General features: G+C 38.8%; 10 protein-coding genes. 3 read left to right on the top strand and 7 right to left on the bottom strand.

The window, feature by feature from the left end; translation table 11 throughout:
• Positions 1–131: 131 nt before the first annotated feature.
• Positions 132–1,871, bottom strand: a complete 1,740-nt coding sequence (locus ACE1TI_RS14515) for a sigma-54 interaction domain-containing protein (protein ID WP_375008298.1) — start codon at positions 1,869–1,871, stop codon at positions 132–134.
• Positions 1,872–2,150: 279 nt separating this feature from the next.
• Between ACE1TI_RS14515 and ACE1TI_RS14510 the strand changes: the two genes are divergently transcribed.
• The 3 genes from ACE1TI_RS14510 to ACE1TI_RS14500 are packed head-to-tail and all read left to right on the top strand — an operon-like array spanning position 2,151 to position 6,977.
• Positions 2,151–3,035, top strand: a complete 885-nt coding sequence (locus ACE1TI_RS14510) for a carbon-nitrogen hydrolase family protein (protein WP_375008297.1) — start codon at positions 2,151–2,153, stop codon at positions 3,033–3,035.
• A gap of 48 nt (positions 3,036–3,083) precedes the next feature.
• The gene (locus ACE1TI_RS14505; protein WP_375008296.1) at positions 3,084–5,201 is read left to right on the top strand and encodes a hydantoinase/oxoprolinase family protein; all 2,118 of its coding nucleotides are present in this window, start codon (positions 3,084–3,086) and stop codon (positions 5,199–5,201) included.
• Between the two features lie 18 nt (positions 5,202–5,219).
• Positions 5,220–6,977 carry a hydantoinase B/oxoprolinase family protein gene (locus ACE1TI_RS14500; protein WP_375008295.1) on the top strand — a complete coding sequence of 586 codons (1,758 nt, stop codon included), beginning with the start codon at positions 5,220–5,222 and terminating at the stop codon, positions 6,975–6,977.
• 368 nt (positions 6,978–7,345) lie between these two features.
• On the opposite strand, the gene ACE1TI_RS14495 is transcribed toward ACE1TI_RS14500, so the two are convergent.
• The 6 genes from ACE1TI_RS14495 to ACE1TI_RS14470 form a co-directional block, all read right to left on the bottom strand.
• The gene (locus ACE1TI_RS14495) at positions 7,346–8,923 is read right to left on the bottom strand and encodes a BCCT family transporter (RefSeq protein ID WP_375008294.1); all 1,578 of its coding nucleotides are present in this window, start codon (positions 8,921–8,923) and stop codon (positions 7,346–7,348) included.
• Positions 8,924–9,969: 1,046 nt separating this feature from the next.
• A complete protein-coding gene (gucD, locus tag ACE1TI_RS14490) occupies positions 9,970–11,430 on the bottom strand; it encodes an alpha-ketoglutaric semialdehyde dehydrogenase GucD (RefSeq protein WP_375008293.1) in 1,461 nt (486 codons plus the stop codon).
• 105 nt (positions 11,431–11,535) lie between these two features.
• A complete protein-coding gene (locus ACE1TI_RS14485) occupies positions 11,536–12,747 on the bottom strand; it encodes a CaiB/BaiF CoA transferase family protein (protein WP_375008292.1) in 1,212 nt (403 codons plus the stop codon).
• A gap of 50 nt (positions 12,748–12,797) precedes the next feature.
• The gene (locus ACE1TI_RS14480; RefSeq protein WP_375008291.1) at positions 12,798–13,613 is read right to left on the bottom strand and encodes an enoyl-CoA hydratase/isomerase family protein; all 816 of its coding nucleotides are present in this window, start codon (positions 13,611–13,613) and stop codon (positions 12,798–12,800) included.
• Entirely contained in the window at positions 13,606–14,700 is a 1,095-nt protein-coding gene (locus ACE1TI_RS14475) for an acyl-CoA dehydrogenase family protein (protein ID WP_375008290.1), read from the bottom strand. The genes ACE1TI_RS14480 and ACE1TI_RS14475 overlap by 8 nt, the downstream gene beginning before the upstream one ends.
• Positions 14,697–15,848 (bottom strand): acyl-CoA dehydrogenase family protein, encoded by a 1,152-nt coding sequence (locus ACE1TI_RS14470; protein WP_375008289.1) that lies wholly within the window; start codon positions 15,846–15,848, stop codon positions 14,697–14,699. The genes ACE1TI_RS14475 and ACE1TI_RS14470 overlap by 4 nt, the downstream gene beginning before the upstream one ends.
• Positions 15,849–16,269: the final 421 nt, after the last annotated feature.

Raw genomic sequence — 16,269 nt, 5'->3', positions numbered from 1 at the left:
AAAGTATGATGAAACGAAGGTTACAAGCCGTCTTGGTGTTAAAAATTCGTTTGTAAAAATGATGAGTAAACAAGCTGGAAAAAACAAAAAAGACCAACGAATCCTTTTGTAATTGAGGACGTTGGTCTTAATTACGATTTCAATGAGATATCATATTTTTTCAGCTTTTTACTAATGGTTGATTGGTTAACACCTAATGAACGAGCCATTTCAATTGTCGTGTTCGATCTTTTAGCAGTATATTCCAATATTTGTTTCTCAACTTTTGACAATGTCTCATATAGATCAAGATCTTGCAGGATTTCAAAATGAAAATTTTGAAAAGTCACTTGTTTATTTTCAAGAACTCGTTCAACGTAACTTTTATCAACTATATCTTCTTGAGAAAGGATTAAAAGTCTCTCTACGAAATTTTTTAATTCTCGAATGTTCCCTTTCCAATCGGATTGCATAATTTCGCTAATTGAATCATTACTTACTGTTTTTTTGTCCCCATAATAGTTGTTAAAAGCCTCGGTAAAATAATTTACCAAAGGAGTAACGTCTTCTTTGCGTTTTCTAAGGGGAGGAATTTCAATAGGAATACCATTGAGACGATAATATAAATCTTCTCGAAATTCGCCTTTTTTTATTAATTCACCGATTTCACGGTTTGTCGTAGACACAACTCTGACGTTGATTTTTTTAGAAATAATACTGCCAACAGGCATGATCTCTTTTTCTTGAAGAACACGGAGTAATTTTACTTGAAGTGAAATCGGCATTTCAGTGATTTCATCCAAAAGAATCGTTCCGTTATTTGCTGCTAAAAAAAGACCAGTTTTTCCTGCATTGTTTGCACCAGTGAATGTTCCCTTTTCATATCCAAATAATTCTGATTCTAACAGTGAATCAGGGATGGCTCCGCAATTTACTTTTATAAATGGTTGATTAGAACGATGACTCCAGTCATGAATAAGTGAGGCAATCACTTCTTTTCCGACCCCTGATTCACCAGTAATTAATACTGGTGTTTCATATTTTGCGATAACCTGAACTTGTTCGATAAGTTGTTGCATTTTTTCACTTTGGTAAACTAACTTGTTTGAAAGTACAGATTGATTTTCTGATTTTAAGTGCTGAATTTCATTTTGGTAATGTTCTAGTAAACGACGTGTTTCCATTAGTTCATCTTGAAGTTGATGAATTTCGGTTACATCTCTAGAAGCATTAATAATTCGAACAACTTTACCATTTTCGTTCATTACAGGAGTACCTACGACTAACAATGTTTTTCCAGTGCGCGTTTTTTGAATTACTGATACCTTTCGTTTTTGCTCGAGTACAAGGCGAGTAACAGACGGTTGAAAAACGCCATCTCTCTCAAGATCATTAGTATTTCGCCCAAGAAAATCACTTCGTTTTATTCCCCACAAACGCTCGCAAGCAGAGCTAACTCGGATGGCTTTACCTTCACCATCAGCTACAAATAAAACATCATAGGATGAGTCGAAAATCGTTTTTAAATCTATCTCCATATTTTGATATTCTTCTAACTCGGAGTTTGTTATCTGGAGGACAATAATGACAGCAAATAATTTACCAGATTCTTTAATTGGTATACCTTTCATGTGAAGCTGATTTGCATTATTTAAAGAAATTAGTTTCGAAGAAGGTTGTTCTGTTTTGAAAATATCACCCAGTAATTCCGTGAAGGATTGGTTTTCAAAAGTGAATTGTTCTGACAGAGAGTCGGTTAAATACATTAGTTTTAATTTTTGTTTGGAATCGAATAAGACATAAGGTATTTGAAATGCGTTCAGAATGTCATGCAATTGATACACTTCATCCGATTCTAAATTCACGTGATGAAATAAATCATCTGTAGCCAACCAAACTCACCCCTATTCCAATTGGAATAAACATTATGAAAATTGTAATAGATACTATTTTATTAAATTATACAACGTTTTACCTTCAAATTGAAATCGTTTTCCTATGATTAAATATGATGATTGGAATAAAATAAGAGCTCTTTATCGGGATTATGTGAGAAAAATACCCCAAAATCATTTTGATTAAGCGTTTTTATCATTTGAAACAAGAAGTGGTATTAAAATTGCATGAAATTAAGTTGAATACAATAACAAAAAGAAACGGAGGTTATACGTTTGAAAGACAATGTAAAAGCTGCACTCGTTCAATTTTCTCCTAAGCCAATGCAGCATATGGAACAGAATGTGGAGTTTATCACAAATAAAATTGTAGAATTATCAAACAAAGGAAATGAATTAATTGTCTTTCCGGAGATGAGTATAACAAATTTTTTTGAACATGGTCCCGAAGGGAAGATTCAGTATTGGAACAACGGCTCTCTGTCAGTAGACGATAACGTTGTTCAAAAGATCGTTGAGGTGACAAAAAAGCAAAATTGCTACGCTATTGTTGGATTCGCTGAGCGCTCCCGTATGATAGGCAAAATTTATAACTCAGCTGCATGCATCGGACCAAAAGGGATAATCGGTATTACAAGAAAGGTTCATTTTCCGGGACTTGAAAAGCTTTACTACTCAAAAGGAACTGAAATTCCGGTCTTCGATACACCTCTTGGTAAAATCGGAATAAGTATTTGTTATGACAGTATGTTTGTGGAATATCTTCGAGCACTTGCTGTAAAGGGAGCAGAGATTATTGTGATGACATCATCGATTTGGAAAGGAGGAGGAAAAGGCGGAATAGGTTTGGAAACTTCGAAAAGCCAGTTTTGGGATCTTTTACCGATGGTTGCTTCAGTTGAACATCAATCGTTTGTGATTGCATGTAACGGTGGAGGTTCGCACATGATTGGAGAAAAAGTGGGAACTTGGGAGCGCCTGGGTCTTAGTAAAATCGTTGATCCCACTGGTGATGTTCTTACGAAGACTGATGGAAATGATGAGGTTGTTTTAAATGCAACACTGGAAGAAAAGAAATTGAAAGAATCAAGAATGGCATACTCCTTTTTAAATGATCGCGAACCAGAATTATATCAAGAATTAACAGAATTGTTCAACTAACGCTGTTAAAGTCTAGTTTTTTACTATTTTATTAAAGGAGGATAACGAATGATTCGAATTGGTGTTGATGTTGGCGGAACGTTTACCGATTTAATTTTTATTCATGAAGAAAAAGGTGAATCATGGGTTCATAAGGTACCTTCCACTCCCTCTGATCCTTCAGAAGCAGTGATTACAGGAGTAACAGAAATATGCGGGATGGCAAATATTTCTCCATCACAAATCGATCAATTTTTCCACGGAACAACGGTTGCGACAAACATTGTTTTGGAACATAACGGCGCTAATGTTGGGATGATCACAACAGAGGGATTCCGAGACATTTTGCATATTGCACGTCATAAACGACCGTATAACTTTTCTCTATATCAAGATCTCCCATGGCAAAAATATCCGCTTGTTAAAAGAAGGAATCGTATGGTTGTTCCCGAAAGAATCGACTCGGATGGTCAAGTTATAATTCCTTTGGACGAAGAAAAAACGAGGGAACAGGTTCGAAAATTAAAAGATGCTCAAGTTGATGCAATCGCGGTTTGCTTTTTATTTTCTTTTAAAAATATAGAGCATGAAGAACGTGTGAAAGAAATTATTTTGGAGGAGTATCCGGAAGTCTATCTGTCGATTAGTAATGAGGTTCTTCCACAATACCGTGAATATGAGCGATTTAGCACAGTCGCACTAAATGCGTTTATCGGTCCAAAAACGAGTAACTATATTAAACGGTTAAGGAATAATTTGAAAGAGTCAGGATTAAAAACAGAACTTCATTTAATGCAATCTAATGGTGGAATATCTACTTCGGAAGCTGCTGCAGAAAAACCGGTTAATCTATTACTTTCCGGACCGGTAGCTGGGTTAATTGGTGGTATAAATGCAGCGAAAAAAGCAGGTTTTTATAACGTAATCACACTTGATATTGGCGGGACATCTGCAGATATCGGTGTAGCACCAAGTGGGGAAATGCGAATGCGTCATTTGTTAGATACAATGATTGGCCAATACAATGCAATGGTGCCGATGGTTGATATAGATACAATTGGTGCCGGCGGGGGATCAATCGCCTATGTAGATGAAGGTGGAATATTCAGAGTGGGCCCTCAGAGTGCTGGTGCAGATCCAGGGCCGGCCAGCTATAACCGTGGAGGTCAACTGCCGACATCTACTGACGCCAATGTACTGTTGGGAAGGATTCGCTCTGACAGTAAACTTGCTGGTGGATTAGAGTTAAAATCTGAATTGGCTGAAAAAGCTTATGAAACACATATCGTAAATAAGTTGAATATAAAAACGTTGGATGCTGCTGCAGGTGCTTTGAAAATTATGACACATAACATGGTAAATGCTATTGAGATGAACAGTGTTCGAAAAGGTTACGATCCAAGAGATTTCGTACTCGTTGCTGCAGGCGGTGCAGGACCGTTATTTGCGTGTGACATTGCTGAAGAGTTAAATATCCCTCATGTGGTGGTACCTCCATATCCAGGAATTACGGCGGCGATGGGTCTGTTATCAACAGATATTACTTATGAAAAAGTATTAACTTTATGGGGAAGCTTGTCGAATCCAGACATAGGCCATATTTCGAGAACGTTTAATCAAATAGAGAAAGAAGCAAGTGAGGCTTTGAAAGACGATGGAATCAATGAAAACGATATTTTGATGAAACGAATTTGCGATTGCCGTTATGCTGGACAAGGCTACGAGTTGCGGGTAGATGCCCCTGATGGAGAAATTAATCAGGAATGGGTAGATACTGTTATCAATCGATTCCATCAAGCTCATGAAAGAGAATATGCAAGTCAATTCCCTGATCAGGAAGTTGTTTCAATTAATGTTCGTGTGATTGGAATTGGTTTAATTAAAACAAATAAAGAAGAGAGCGTGAAAGATAAGCCAGTAACGAAACAAGCTGAGGCTGTTTTCCATCCTGTTTATTTTTGGGTGAATGACCAATTAGAAAAGCTGGAGACAGCTTTTTATCAACGTGATGAGATTTCCACTGGGACGGAACTTAGTGGGCCTGCTATTATACAACAGAAAGATAGTACAACGGTATTGCCGCCAAATATCACAGCCACGTTTGACCAGCACGGAAACATTGTTATTGATATGACACGTAAAATTGCAGCAAAAAATGATAAATTTGCAGCTTTCACTAAAGAATAATAGAGGAGGTTCATACGAATGAAAAAATCATATGAAAATGTTGATCCCGTTACTCTCGGTGTCATTGCAGGTTCATTTAATGCCATTGCAAAAGAAATGGCACTAGTACTATATCGCATGGCTTATTCCAGCATTATTCGAGAATCAGAAGATTTAGGTGCAGGATTATTTGATGCTAATGGGAATGAACTGTGTGAGAGCGATTCCACACCGATGCATATCGGATCGTTGCCAGGCTATATTGCAGGTGTAAGGCACTTTTTAGGCGATGATATTCATGAAGGAGACATTATTCTTCACAATAACCCTTATTACGGTGCTTCCCATACTCCGGATTTGGCCATTATTATTCCTATATTTTATAAAGGGAAATTAATTGCTTTTTCTGCAAATACCGGGCACGTATTGGATGCTGGTGGAATGTCGCCAGGATTGATGGTAGATGTTGTGGATGTGTTTGCAGAAGGGAAGCACTATAATGCTGTGAAATTGTATAGAAAAGGGAAGAAGAACGAAGATATCTGGCGGCATATTTTTGAAAACGTCCGCACCCCAAATGAAAACAAAGGAGACGTAGAAGCACTGATTGCTTCAGCACGGTTAGGTCAAAAGCGTTACCTTGAATTGATCGAACGTTATGGCATAGAAACGGTTCAAGCTGCCACAGATCGTTGGATGGATTATTCGGAAGAAATGCTTAGAAAAGAAATTGAAAAAATTCCTGACGGCGTGTATAAGGCTCCAACCGGATGGTTTGATGATGACGGTAGGAATTATGGAGAAAGGCTACGTATAGAAACCAGTGTCATTGTAGATGGAAGCAACTTAACTGTTGATTTGACCGGGAGTTCTCCGCAAGTAGAAACAGCATATAATGTTCCTTTTGCCGGTTCAACATTGCCCGCTACTTATACAATTATACGTTCCATTTTGCTGGATGAAGCGATTTCTGAAGTCTTCGTTCCTCAAAATGGCGGAATTTTCAGACCGATCGATATTGTCGCACCACTTGGAAGTATTTGGAACCCTAAATTTCCAGCGGCTTGTACTGCCCGAATTAACCAAGTTCAAAGACTAGCCGATCAGATTAATTTGGCATTATCAGAAGTTTTGCCAGATAAAACAACCGCCGGGAATTCTGCTCATGTTCATTTTAATTCTTATGCTGGTGTAAAAGCAGAATCCGGTGATTACTGGGTTTATATTGAAGTTAACGAAGGATCATATGGTGGACGTTATGGCAAGGATGGCTTAGATAGTGTTGATAATTTAATAGCAAATACACGAAATAATCCAATTGAGGAATTAGAAATGCGTTTACCAATGCGTTGTAATCGTTACGAGTTAAGAGAAGAGGGTGCCGCATCTGGAAAATGGCGCGGGGGAATTGGTGTAGTAAGAACCTGGGAGTTTTTAGAGGGAAGTTTATTTACCGGTGAGGGAGATCGACATACTGATTCACCACGTGGTGTCAAGGAAGGTAAAGATGGTTTACCCGGTGCATTAACACTTAACCCTGGTAAAGAAGGGGAAAATCTTCATGCAAAGCTTACAAATTACAAAATTAAGCCTGGTGATATTTTAGAAATTAAAACACCTTGTGCTGGAGGATATGGCAATCCGTTTGACCGCGAACCACAGCTTGTTTTGGAAGACTTGTTGGATGGATTCATTACCGGAGACAAAGTGCGAAGCGAATACGGTGTCGTAATAGTTGATGGCAAGGTTGATATCGAAGAAACAGACATACTAAGAGCAAGCGTCCTAAAAATTTGAAAGAAATGAATGAAAAAAAAGTGAGAGCACATGGATTATTCACATGTGCTCCTATTTTTGCAAATCGTTGTCAGGACAAGAACCTAAGGCGCAATTTCATCTTCTTTATCCCGATCATCCATATTTGCCCGAAATGCGGCAGGAGTAGCATGAGTAATCGTTTGGGGTGGCAACTAGACCAGTAGATTTTCCATAATTTGGAATAGTTACTTTGATGTGTTCATACTTTCCATTCGTTTCTTCACTTGTTTTTAGAAAAGTGATTTCTTCTTTTCTGGTAATTTATATGCAATCTATTCTAATATTTAAAGGAACATATATGAAATAGTTTACAAAAAAAGGAGGGGACTGTGTGAAGTCCCCATTTTTTAGTTATTATTATTTTCTATCTGCTCTCTAATCTTTCTTTGTCTTTCTTCTTCCATTTTTCTCCGTGTTTCTCTATAATCTTGGCGTATCGATTTTAATAAGGAAACACAGGCAATAAACAAAACGATTGAAAACGGAAGGGCGCCTATTAGGGAAGCAGTTTGCAAACCTTCTAAACCGGCGCTGATAATCAGTACGACAGCTAAAACGGCAATGAGAGTACCCCAAATAACTTTAACTACAACGGATGGATCTGTATTTCCGTTGGAAGTCATCATTCCTAGGACGAATGTCGCCGAGTCAGCAGACGTAACCAAAAAGGTGAACAGTAAACAAATGGAAAGGATGGATAAAATATCTCCTAACGGCAAGTTTTCCAGCATGGAAAACAGAGCAGTTGTTTCGTCTTCTGCTACCGCACCTGCTATATCTGTTCCATGAAAAAGATCAAAGTTGACAGCTGTGCCTCCGAAAATACCGATCCAGATGATACCAATAAATGGGGGAGAGACCATAACACCAAGTACAAATTCCCGTACGGTGCGTCCTCTTGATATACGAGCAACGAACATTCCGACAAAGGGTGACCAGGCGATTGTCCAAGCCCAATAGTAGATCGGCCAATCCTGTACCCAGGTGCCGTCCGTATATTGATCCAATCTTAAGCTTGCCTGAAAAAAGTTTTGGAGATAATCGCCAACGCCCATTGTAATTGTTTCTAAAATGAATCCCGTAGGACCAATGAATAAGACGGTTATCATAAGTATTAAAGCCAAGCCTAAATTCACATTACTTAAATATTTGATGCCGCGGTCAAGCCCCGATAATGTAGAAATCATAAAGAACAAAAACATGGCAATAACGATAATGATTTGTGTTTGTGTTCCGGAAGGAACGTTGAAGACACTTCCAAGACCTCCATTAATTTGTAAAACACTTAACCCTAATGTAGTAGCTACACCCATAACGGTAGCAATGACTGCAATAATATCAATTGTGTTACGCAGCGGCTTTTTTCCGGTATCTCCAATGACCGAATTCATGGTGTCACTAATTAAGCTTCTTTCTTCCTGCCGGTAAATAAAGTATGAAATAGCGAGGCCTACGAATGTAAAGGAAGCCCATTGATGAATACCATTGTTAAAAAAAGCATTCCACATAGCTGTTCTTGCAGCCTCAGGAGTGCCAGCTTCTATATTTCCGTCAAAGGGAGGAGGAGTACCAAAATGCGTCATCGGCTCTGCAACACCCCAAAACACGATACTAACCCCAAATCCACAGCTGAACAGCATCGCAATCCAGGTGAAGAGTGGATATTTAGGTCTTGCGTTATCTCCGCCCAAACGAATTTTTCCGTATTTACTGAATGCTAAATAAAAGTTAAAAATGATAAGAAACAGCACAAATGCTAAATAAAACCAGCCGAAGGTATTAGCGATAAAATCATATATAATAGTGGCCTGTTCAGCAAGGGCTCCTGGTGCCAATGCGCCCCATAAAGCAAATAAAAAGATTATAGAAAAAGAAACCCAAAATATGCTGTTCATGAACTTAAATTTTCTTTTTTTATCACCCATAATGATTTCCCCTTTGATTTTTTTCTTAACTACATTTATGTGAACATTTCATGCACTGTTTTTCTTCATTTATGAAATACCAACTCCAATCTATGTTCTAATCTTTTAGATATATACCCAGAAATAAAAAGATTCACTCAATAAAATTTGAATATATAAAAATATGCATCAATTTCATAAGTCGCTCATTTAAAAAAGTCAAAATTTCCAGAATTTCTGTTTTCGAATGTGTCATAGGAAACATCCAGCTGATCTTTTATCTTTTTAATAGAGAGGAAGTGCTTTTTCCGTTCTTTTACCCATTATTTGCGTTCTGATTTTGGATTGCGCCGCGCTTTTTCGGTTGTTTCTCAGGCTTTTCCGTTTTCTTTTGTGGAGCCTGATCTCTTGCTTCGACATGGGTGGCGTCCAGGGCTACGTTGCGATAGCCCCTTCATTCTTGGCTTCAGTTACAATTTTTTGATTCATGGTTTCAAGTACACCCGATTGGGTAATTCTAGGTGATCATTCGGGAATAAGAGGCTTCCGATGGAACAGGAACAGAGATAAGAAAGCCGCAATCTCTCTTGAAACGCAAATCATTTTGGAGACACTTAATCAAATCAAAATCCTTCATTATTCTCCTTGATGCGGGCCTAAGGATAAATCATCGCTGGATAATTACACTCTACTGGACGGCCAAATGACGTCTTTTTTCCTCTACATCAAGCAAGAAAAGACGGACGCAAAACGTTGGGTAGGTTCTAAATGTTTGAAAAACGAGAAAAACTCCTGCCAAGCGGCAAGGAGTTTTTATTACTTCTATCTAAGCTGCGGCCGTGAAATAGAGGCATCATCTTCGTTAGGGAATTCACATATATATTATTGTCCAGCCGCGGAAGGGTCGCAATTTGTATTGTTGTTGGGAAACGTCCCACCATTTGTTTTCATCGCAGGTCATCGGAGGCCCTGCAAAAAGTAGAAGATGACTAAAAGCAAGGAAAAAAGCTTATAATGTAAATACTTTCAGAATACCGAGAGTCTATTTTATCATACGAGAAGAGAGATTATGGATTCATTGTTATAGTTTTAATAGAAGTAAAGAATTCCATTGCTGCTCTTCCTAGTTCTCTTGATTGACTACTAGAAGCCTTCAATCCGCCAAATGGTGCATGAAAGTCAATTCCTGTAGTTTGCCCATTAATTCGAATCATACCTACTTCTATTTCATTCATATATTGAAATACTTCGTCCAGATGGTTTGTAAAAATGGAAGCACTTAAGCCATACTTGACATCATTAGCCACTTTTAAAGCTTCACCAAGGGATTCTACTTTGATTAAACTTAATACTGGCCCGAATATTTCTTCTTGTGCAATTGACATTTTAGGTTTTACATCATCAAATAATGTTGGCGCAATATAGTATCCATTTGATAATTCCTCATTTTTAATCGGTTTATCTCCTGTCACAAGACGAGCCCCTTCTTGAATCCCTTTTTTTATAGAATTTAGCACACTATCATACTGATTACGGGAGGAGACAGGACCCATATAGGAATCAGCTAGTAAACCATTACCAACTTTAATACTTTCAATTTTTTGGATCAGTTTTTCACGGAATGCTTCATATACTTCTTTAACGACAATTGCTCGGCTAGTTGCAGTACACTTTTGACCAGTAGATTTCATACTCCCGCTAACTGTCAATTCCGCGGCTAAATCGAGGTCCGCATGCTGAGTCACGATCACGGGGTTTTTCCCTCCCATTTCCAATTGAAATCTCACTCCACGTTGTACTGCTTTCGATGCAATCAACTGCCCAACTTCGTTGGATCCGGTAAAACTGATAGCTTTTACATCTGAATGCTCACATAAAGCGTTGCCTATTGTGGAACCTCTTCCACTCACTAAATTCACCACACCTGGAGGGAAACCTGCATCTTTAAAACACTCCATAACTTTGATAGCTGTTATCGTCGTTTCAAATGCTGACTTTATAACCACTGTATTTCCATATATTAAGGCTGGAGCCATTTTGTGAATAGGAATGGCAACTGGAAAATTCCATGGGGTAATTAATCCAACTACTCCTAGGGGGCCTCTTGTAGTGAAAAATAATGCTTTTTCATCAGTGGAAGGGATTACTTCTCCAATTGATCGCATTCCTTCACTAGCATAGTAACGTAATATGTTTACTCCTCGTAATGTTTCATTTTTAGCTTCGACAAGCGTTTTTCCCATTTCACGAGTTAGTGTTTCAGCGATATCATCCGCCCGTTGTTCTAAAATAGAGGCCGCTTTAAGAAGATATTCTCCACGAGCGGAACCTGATAATTTCCTCCAATCTGGTAAAGCGTTTTTTCCGGACTGAACGGCATTATCTACATCTCTAGGTGATGATAGAGGCGCGTATCCAACAATTTCCTTATAATCAGCTGGGTTTACACTCTCCTTAAATTCATTAGATGTTGGAATGATCCATTCCCCATTTATTAAATTGTGATAGGTTTTTGATTTCACTTTCATTTTTCACGCTCCTCCTTTAGTATATACAAAACTAATTAATAAATAGACATAGTCATTCAAAGCATATTTGTATTCATTCAAAGTATTTGAAAGTTTACTTGTCTGTTAGGTACTATCTACCGTTTCAAAATTGCCTACTACTTTCTTGGTTTTCAAATCTTTTATATAATCAGGCGTTAACCCTAATTCACTCAAAATTTCGTCCGTATGCTCTCCAAGGAGAGGGGGGTGTCTTTTCAAACTAGCCGGTGTGTCCGACAATTTAATAGGGAATCCGGCCATCTTGAGATTCTTTACTATTGGATGATCTACTTCCAAAATCATATCTCTAGCAAGTACTTGGGGATCGTTAACAACCTGATCAATGGTATTGATAGGTCCGCAGGGCACACCAACAGCATCGAGACACTCAAATATTTCACTGCTCTCTAATTTAGAAAGGCGTTTGCTGATAATATCAACTAATTCAGACCGATGAGCAACACGATCCTCGTTTGTTTTAAATCTTGGATCATCTAACAAATCTTCCCATTCCATAGCGCGACAACACTTTTCCCATAGTCCATTGTTAGGAACTGCAAGAATAATATCCATATCCTTAGCGGGAAAGGCTTGATACGGGACAATAGTCGGGTGTGCAGATCCCATGCGTTCGGCCGGTTTTCCTGTAGCCAAATAGCTTGTTACTAAAAAGTTTAATAAGGAGACTTGACCGTCTAAAAGACTAGCATCAATTAGTTGGCCCTTTCCTGTTTTACCTCTGGCAATTACAGCTGTCAAAATAGCATAAGCAGCAAAAATTCCCATTGTTAAATCAACAACGGACATACCGGATTTAGCAGGTGTTCCATTTGGGTCCCCTGTAATGCTCATCAAACCTCCATATCCCTGGAGGAGAAGGTCATACCCAGCTCGGTTTCTTTGCGGTCCAGTACGGCCAAATCCAGAAATAGAACAGTAAATCAGTTGAGGATTAATATCTTTCATCTGTTCATAACCAAATCCTAGCTTTTCCATTGTGCCTGTACGAAAGTTTTCAATAAAAACATCTGATTCTTTTGCCAACTTATAAATAATTTTTTTACCTTCTTCTGATTTTATATTAATTGTGATGCTTCGTTTATTTCGGTTTGAAGCAAGATAATAAGTGCTTACTTTATCCCATTTGGGAGGAGTGAATTCCCTTGTCTCGTCCCCGGTTTCAGGCTTCTCAACTTTTATGATATCTGCTCCCATATCTCCTAGTAACATGGTGCAAAAAGGTCCAGCCAAAGTCCTTGACAAATCTAACACTTTAAGTCCATCTAATGCTTGCATAAATTATAACTTCCTTTCTTCGCCTTAGTTGCTAAATCATGCTTATGTTTCTATTCAAATTTAGGTTTTCGTTTTTCCGAAATAGCATTTACACCTTCTTGATAGTTTTCTAGTTCAGTCACGATACCCATTGCAGATGAAATCGTATCAAGAGAAGAACGTAGATCCATGTTAAGTCCTTGGTAAACGGCTCTTTTGGTAAAACGTAGGACGGCCTGTGGTCCATTAGCCAGCCGTTGAATATATTCTTCTACAAATGCATTAAGTTCCTCATCAGCCACAACATGGGTAACTAACCCTAACTGTTTTGCCTCTTCGGCAGACAAAATATCACCGGTCCAAAGCAGCTCTAAGGCCTTATCCACACCGACTATTCGCGGCAAAAAATAAGCTCCCCCATCGCCAGGGACAATGCCTGCTTTAACATAACTCTCTGATAATTTGACACTACGGGCAGCAATCCGAATGTCGCACGCCAGGGTCATATCAAAGCCTGCTCCCATTGCAATTCCTTGAATCACCGCAACCACTGGCTTATCAATTTCTTGGAGTAGTAAAGGAATCCGCTGTACCCTTTTCCATAAAGTGTTTTTACGGGCAAGAGCTGTAGAAACCATATCGCCAGCCCCTGTATTGTTATAGAGCATACCTTCTCCTTTAGTCATGGATTTTACGTCTCCTCCGGAACAAAAAGCACGCCCATTCCCTGCTAAAACAACTACCCTAATATCCTCATCATCACGGATCTTCTCCAGAGCATCAATCCATAAATCAATCATTTGAGTACTAAACGCATTAAGTTTATCCGGACGATTTAATGTAACCCGTGCAATTCCGTTATCTACAGAAAAAAGTAAATCACTCATTAGTCAACACTCCCTTATCCTCGTTTATTTGAGTGAGAAGGGGCCATAGTCCAATCCAATCCGTTTCCATTATTTGATTGGCTAATTGTGCTCCCCACTCTGTCTCTGTTCCAAATTCATCTCGCCACGACCACAAACGACGTGTATTTTGGTGAAGGATATGCTCGTAGGTAAAACCGAATGCACCATGTACTTGGTGCGCAATGGTCGCAGCATGTCCTGCCGCTTCATTAATCCGTATCTTAGCCATAGCAATTTCTTTAGAAAGATGTCCTTCCTGATAGGCTTGAATTGCATAATCGGTAGCCACTCCGGCTGCCGCATATTCCCCAGCTAATAGGGCTAATTGATGTTGGATGGCCTGAAACCGGTGAATTGGCCTTCCAAATTGGGAACGTTCTGACGAATAAACCTTGGTTAGTTCCAGAACGCGTTCCAGGGCACCAGTCATCAAAACAATTCGGGTGAGTGCACCCCCATACCATAATTGATTCACAACCCAATCATATTTGATGGGAATCACCGGGCAATCAGTAATCAAAATATTATCAAATATTATGGAATCTCTTGCTTCTCCGGCAAGATTTTGGCTAAATTTGATTTTCCCATGCTCTGGTTTAATTAAAGCAAGAACATGTTCTGATTCTGTTTTTCCAATTACAATCATTTGTTTGGCAAATCTTGCCCATGGCACAGAACTTACTTTTCCTGAAAGGATCCAATCATCACCATTTTTTTTGAAGTTGAGCAACTTATTAATGTTGGGAAATGCAACGGTTAGTGGCTCGTCGGAAACTTGCTGGCCTAAATCATTCAAAAGCCAATTCCCTAGGAACGTTTCAGCCAATGGAATCGGTGCAGAATATTTTCCTGCCAACCGAAGGATGTTTAAGGCATCGGTGTAGCTTCCACCAGTACCACCCTTTTCCTCTGGAATGGACACTTTGATCATTCCAGAGTCTGTGAGTACATCCCATAACTCAGCAGCCCAATGCCCTTGCTCTGCGTCGTTAACGAGCTCTTTCGTACAGATGTCATTCATGATTTTAGTAGTGGAACCAATTAATATCTTTGTGATGTCATTCATGTTCTAACTACCCCCTTGGCAACAATACCCCGAAGTATTTCTGTGGTCCCCCCGCGAAGAGTAAAGCCCGGTGCATGAAGGACCGCTTCTGACATTAGTTTTTCTAATCTAGATGATAAATCAGTCGATTTGAAAGAAACTAACAACCTAGCCATTTCCGCAACCTGTTTTTCAAATTGTGTACCCAAGTCCTTCACTAAAGCAGCAGCCAAATCAGGTGTAATATTATCTTCGAGCATTTGAGCGATGCCCATAGACATATTCCGTAAGGTCCACAGATTAGATACTAAGGGACTTACTTGGCTTAATAATTGATTGTCACCATTTAACCGAAGGGTGTTCACTAGTTCCTCTAAAAGTGGGAACGTACTCAAAAATCGTTCAGGACCACTTCGTTCATATGCCAGTTCTGCCATTCCTTGTTTCCAACCATTCCCCACTTCTCCTATCAACATTTCTTCAGAAACAAATACATCTTCAAAGATCACTTCATTGAAATGATGTTCGCCTGTCATTAGATGAATGGGTCGAATGGTTACACCAGGCGCAGACAAGTCAGTTATAAGTTGGCTCATCCCTTCGTGTCGATCTTCTGGATTCTTCAAGGAAGTTCTACAGAGGGTAATCATATAATGAGCGAAATGGGCACCACTGGTCCAAATTTTATTTCCATTCAATATCCATCCCTTATCCACTTTGGTTGCTTTTAAACTAACGGCAGCCAAATCAGAACCCGCATTCGGTTCGCTCAGTCCAATAGCAAAATAACATTCCCCACTTACGATTTTGGGAAGAAAGAACTTTCGTTGGTGCTCTGTTCCATATCGGAGGAGTAAAGGGCCGGTCTGCCGATCTGCTATCCAGTGAGCAGCGACTGGGGCTCCTGCTGCCAATAACTCTTCCGCAACAATATATCTTTCGATTGAAGAACGTTCTTGTCCACCATAGCGTTTTGGCCAAGTCATCCCAATCCATTGTCTTTTACCTAACTTTCGACTGAAGTTGGGAGAATACCCGCTTAACCAAGAATCACATTTAGGTTCAAATGTTCCCATTTCTTGTTCTTCGTAAATGAAACGCCGTATTTCCTGCCTTAATGTTTTTGCTGGTTCAGAAAGTTGAACAACAGATAGTTGTAAATTCTTCATAGGAGTCTCACCTCATTGAAATTTTATTGGCGTTAACTACCAATATACCGTTAATCAATACAATGTATCTATAATTGAAATAATACAATATTCTTAAAATTTAATCAATAAAAAAATAGAAGTTATAGATTACCGGAAGGTTTTCGGTAGTCTTTCGTAGTTTGAAATTGAGGGATATAATCAATAGAAAAAATAAAAAAAGGTCTTTATATATATAAATTCCGAAAATCTGACGTTATTATCCTACAGCAGTAATTGTGGAGTAATCTTGATAGAAAAACTATAAGGGGCTAAAGTGAACGATAAAAAAAAGAAGGTAAAATCGAAATGAAAATCAGATGGCGAAGAAGAACATATTAACAGAGCTTCAATTTGCAAATGAAACAGTTGGGGATATTTTCATTCACTACTGGGTCTATTG

Origin of the sequence: Alteribacillus sp. JSM 102045 (assembly GCF_041949975.1) — a bacterium.
In the GTDB taxonomy this organism is placed as follows: domain Bacteria; phylum Bacillota; class Bacilli; order Bacillales; family Marinococcaceae; genus Alteribacillus.
Note: the sequence above shows the minus strand (reverse complement) of the source record. Positions and strands in the feature narration are given on the sequence as shown.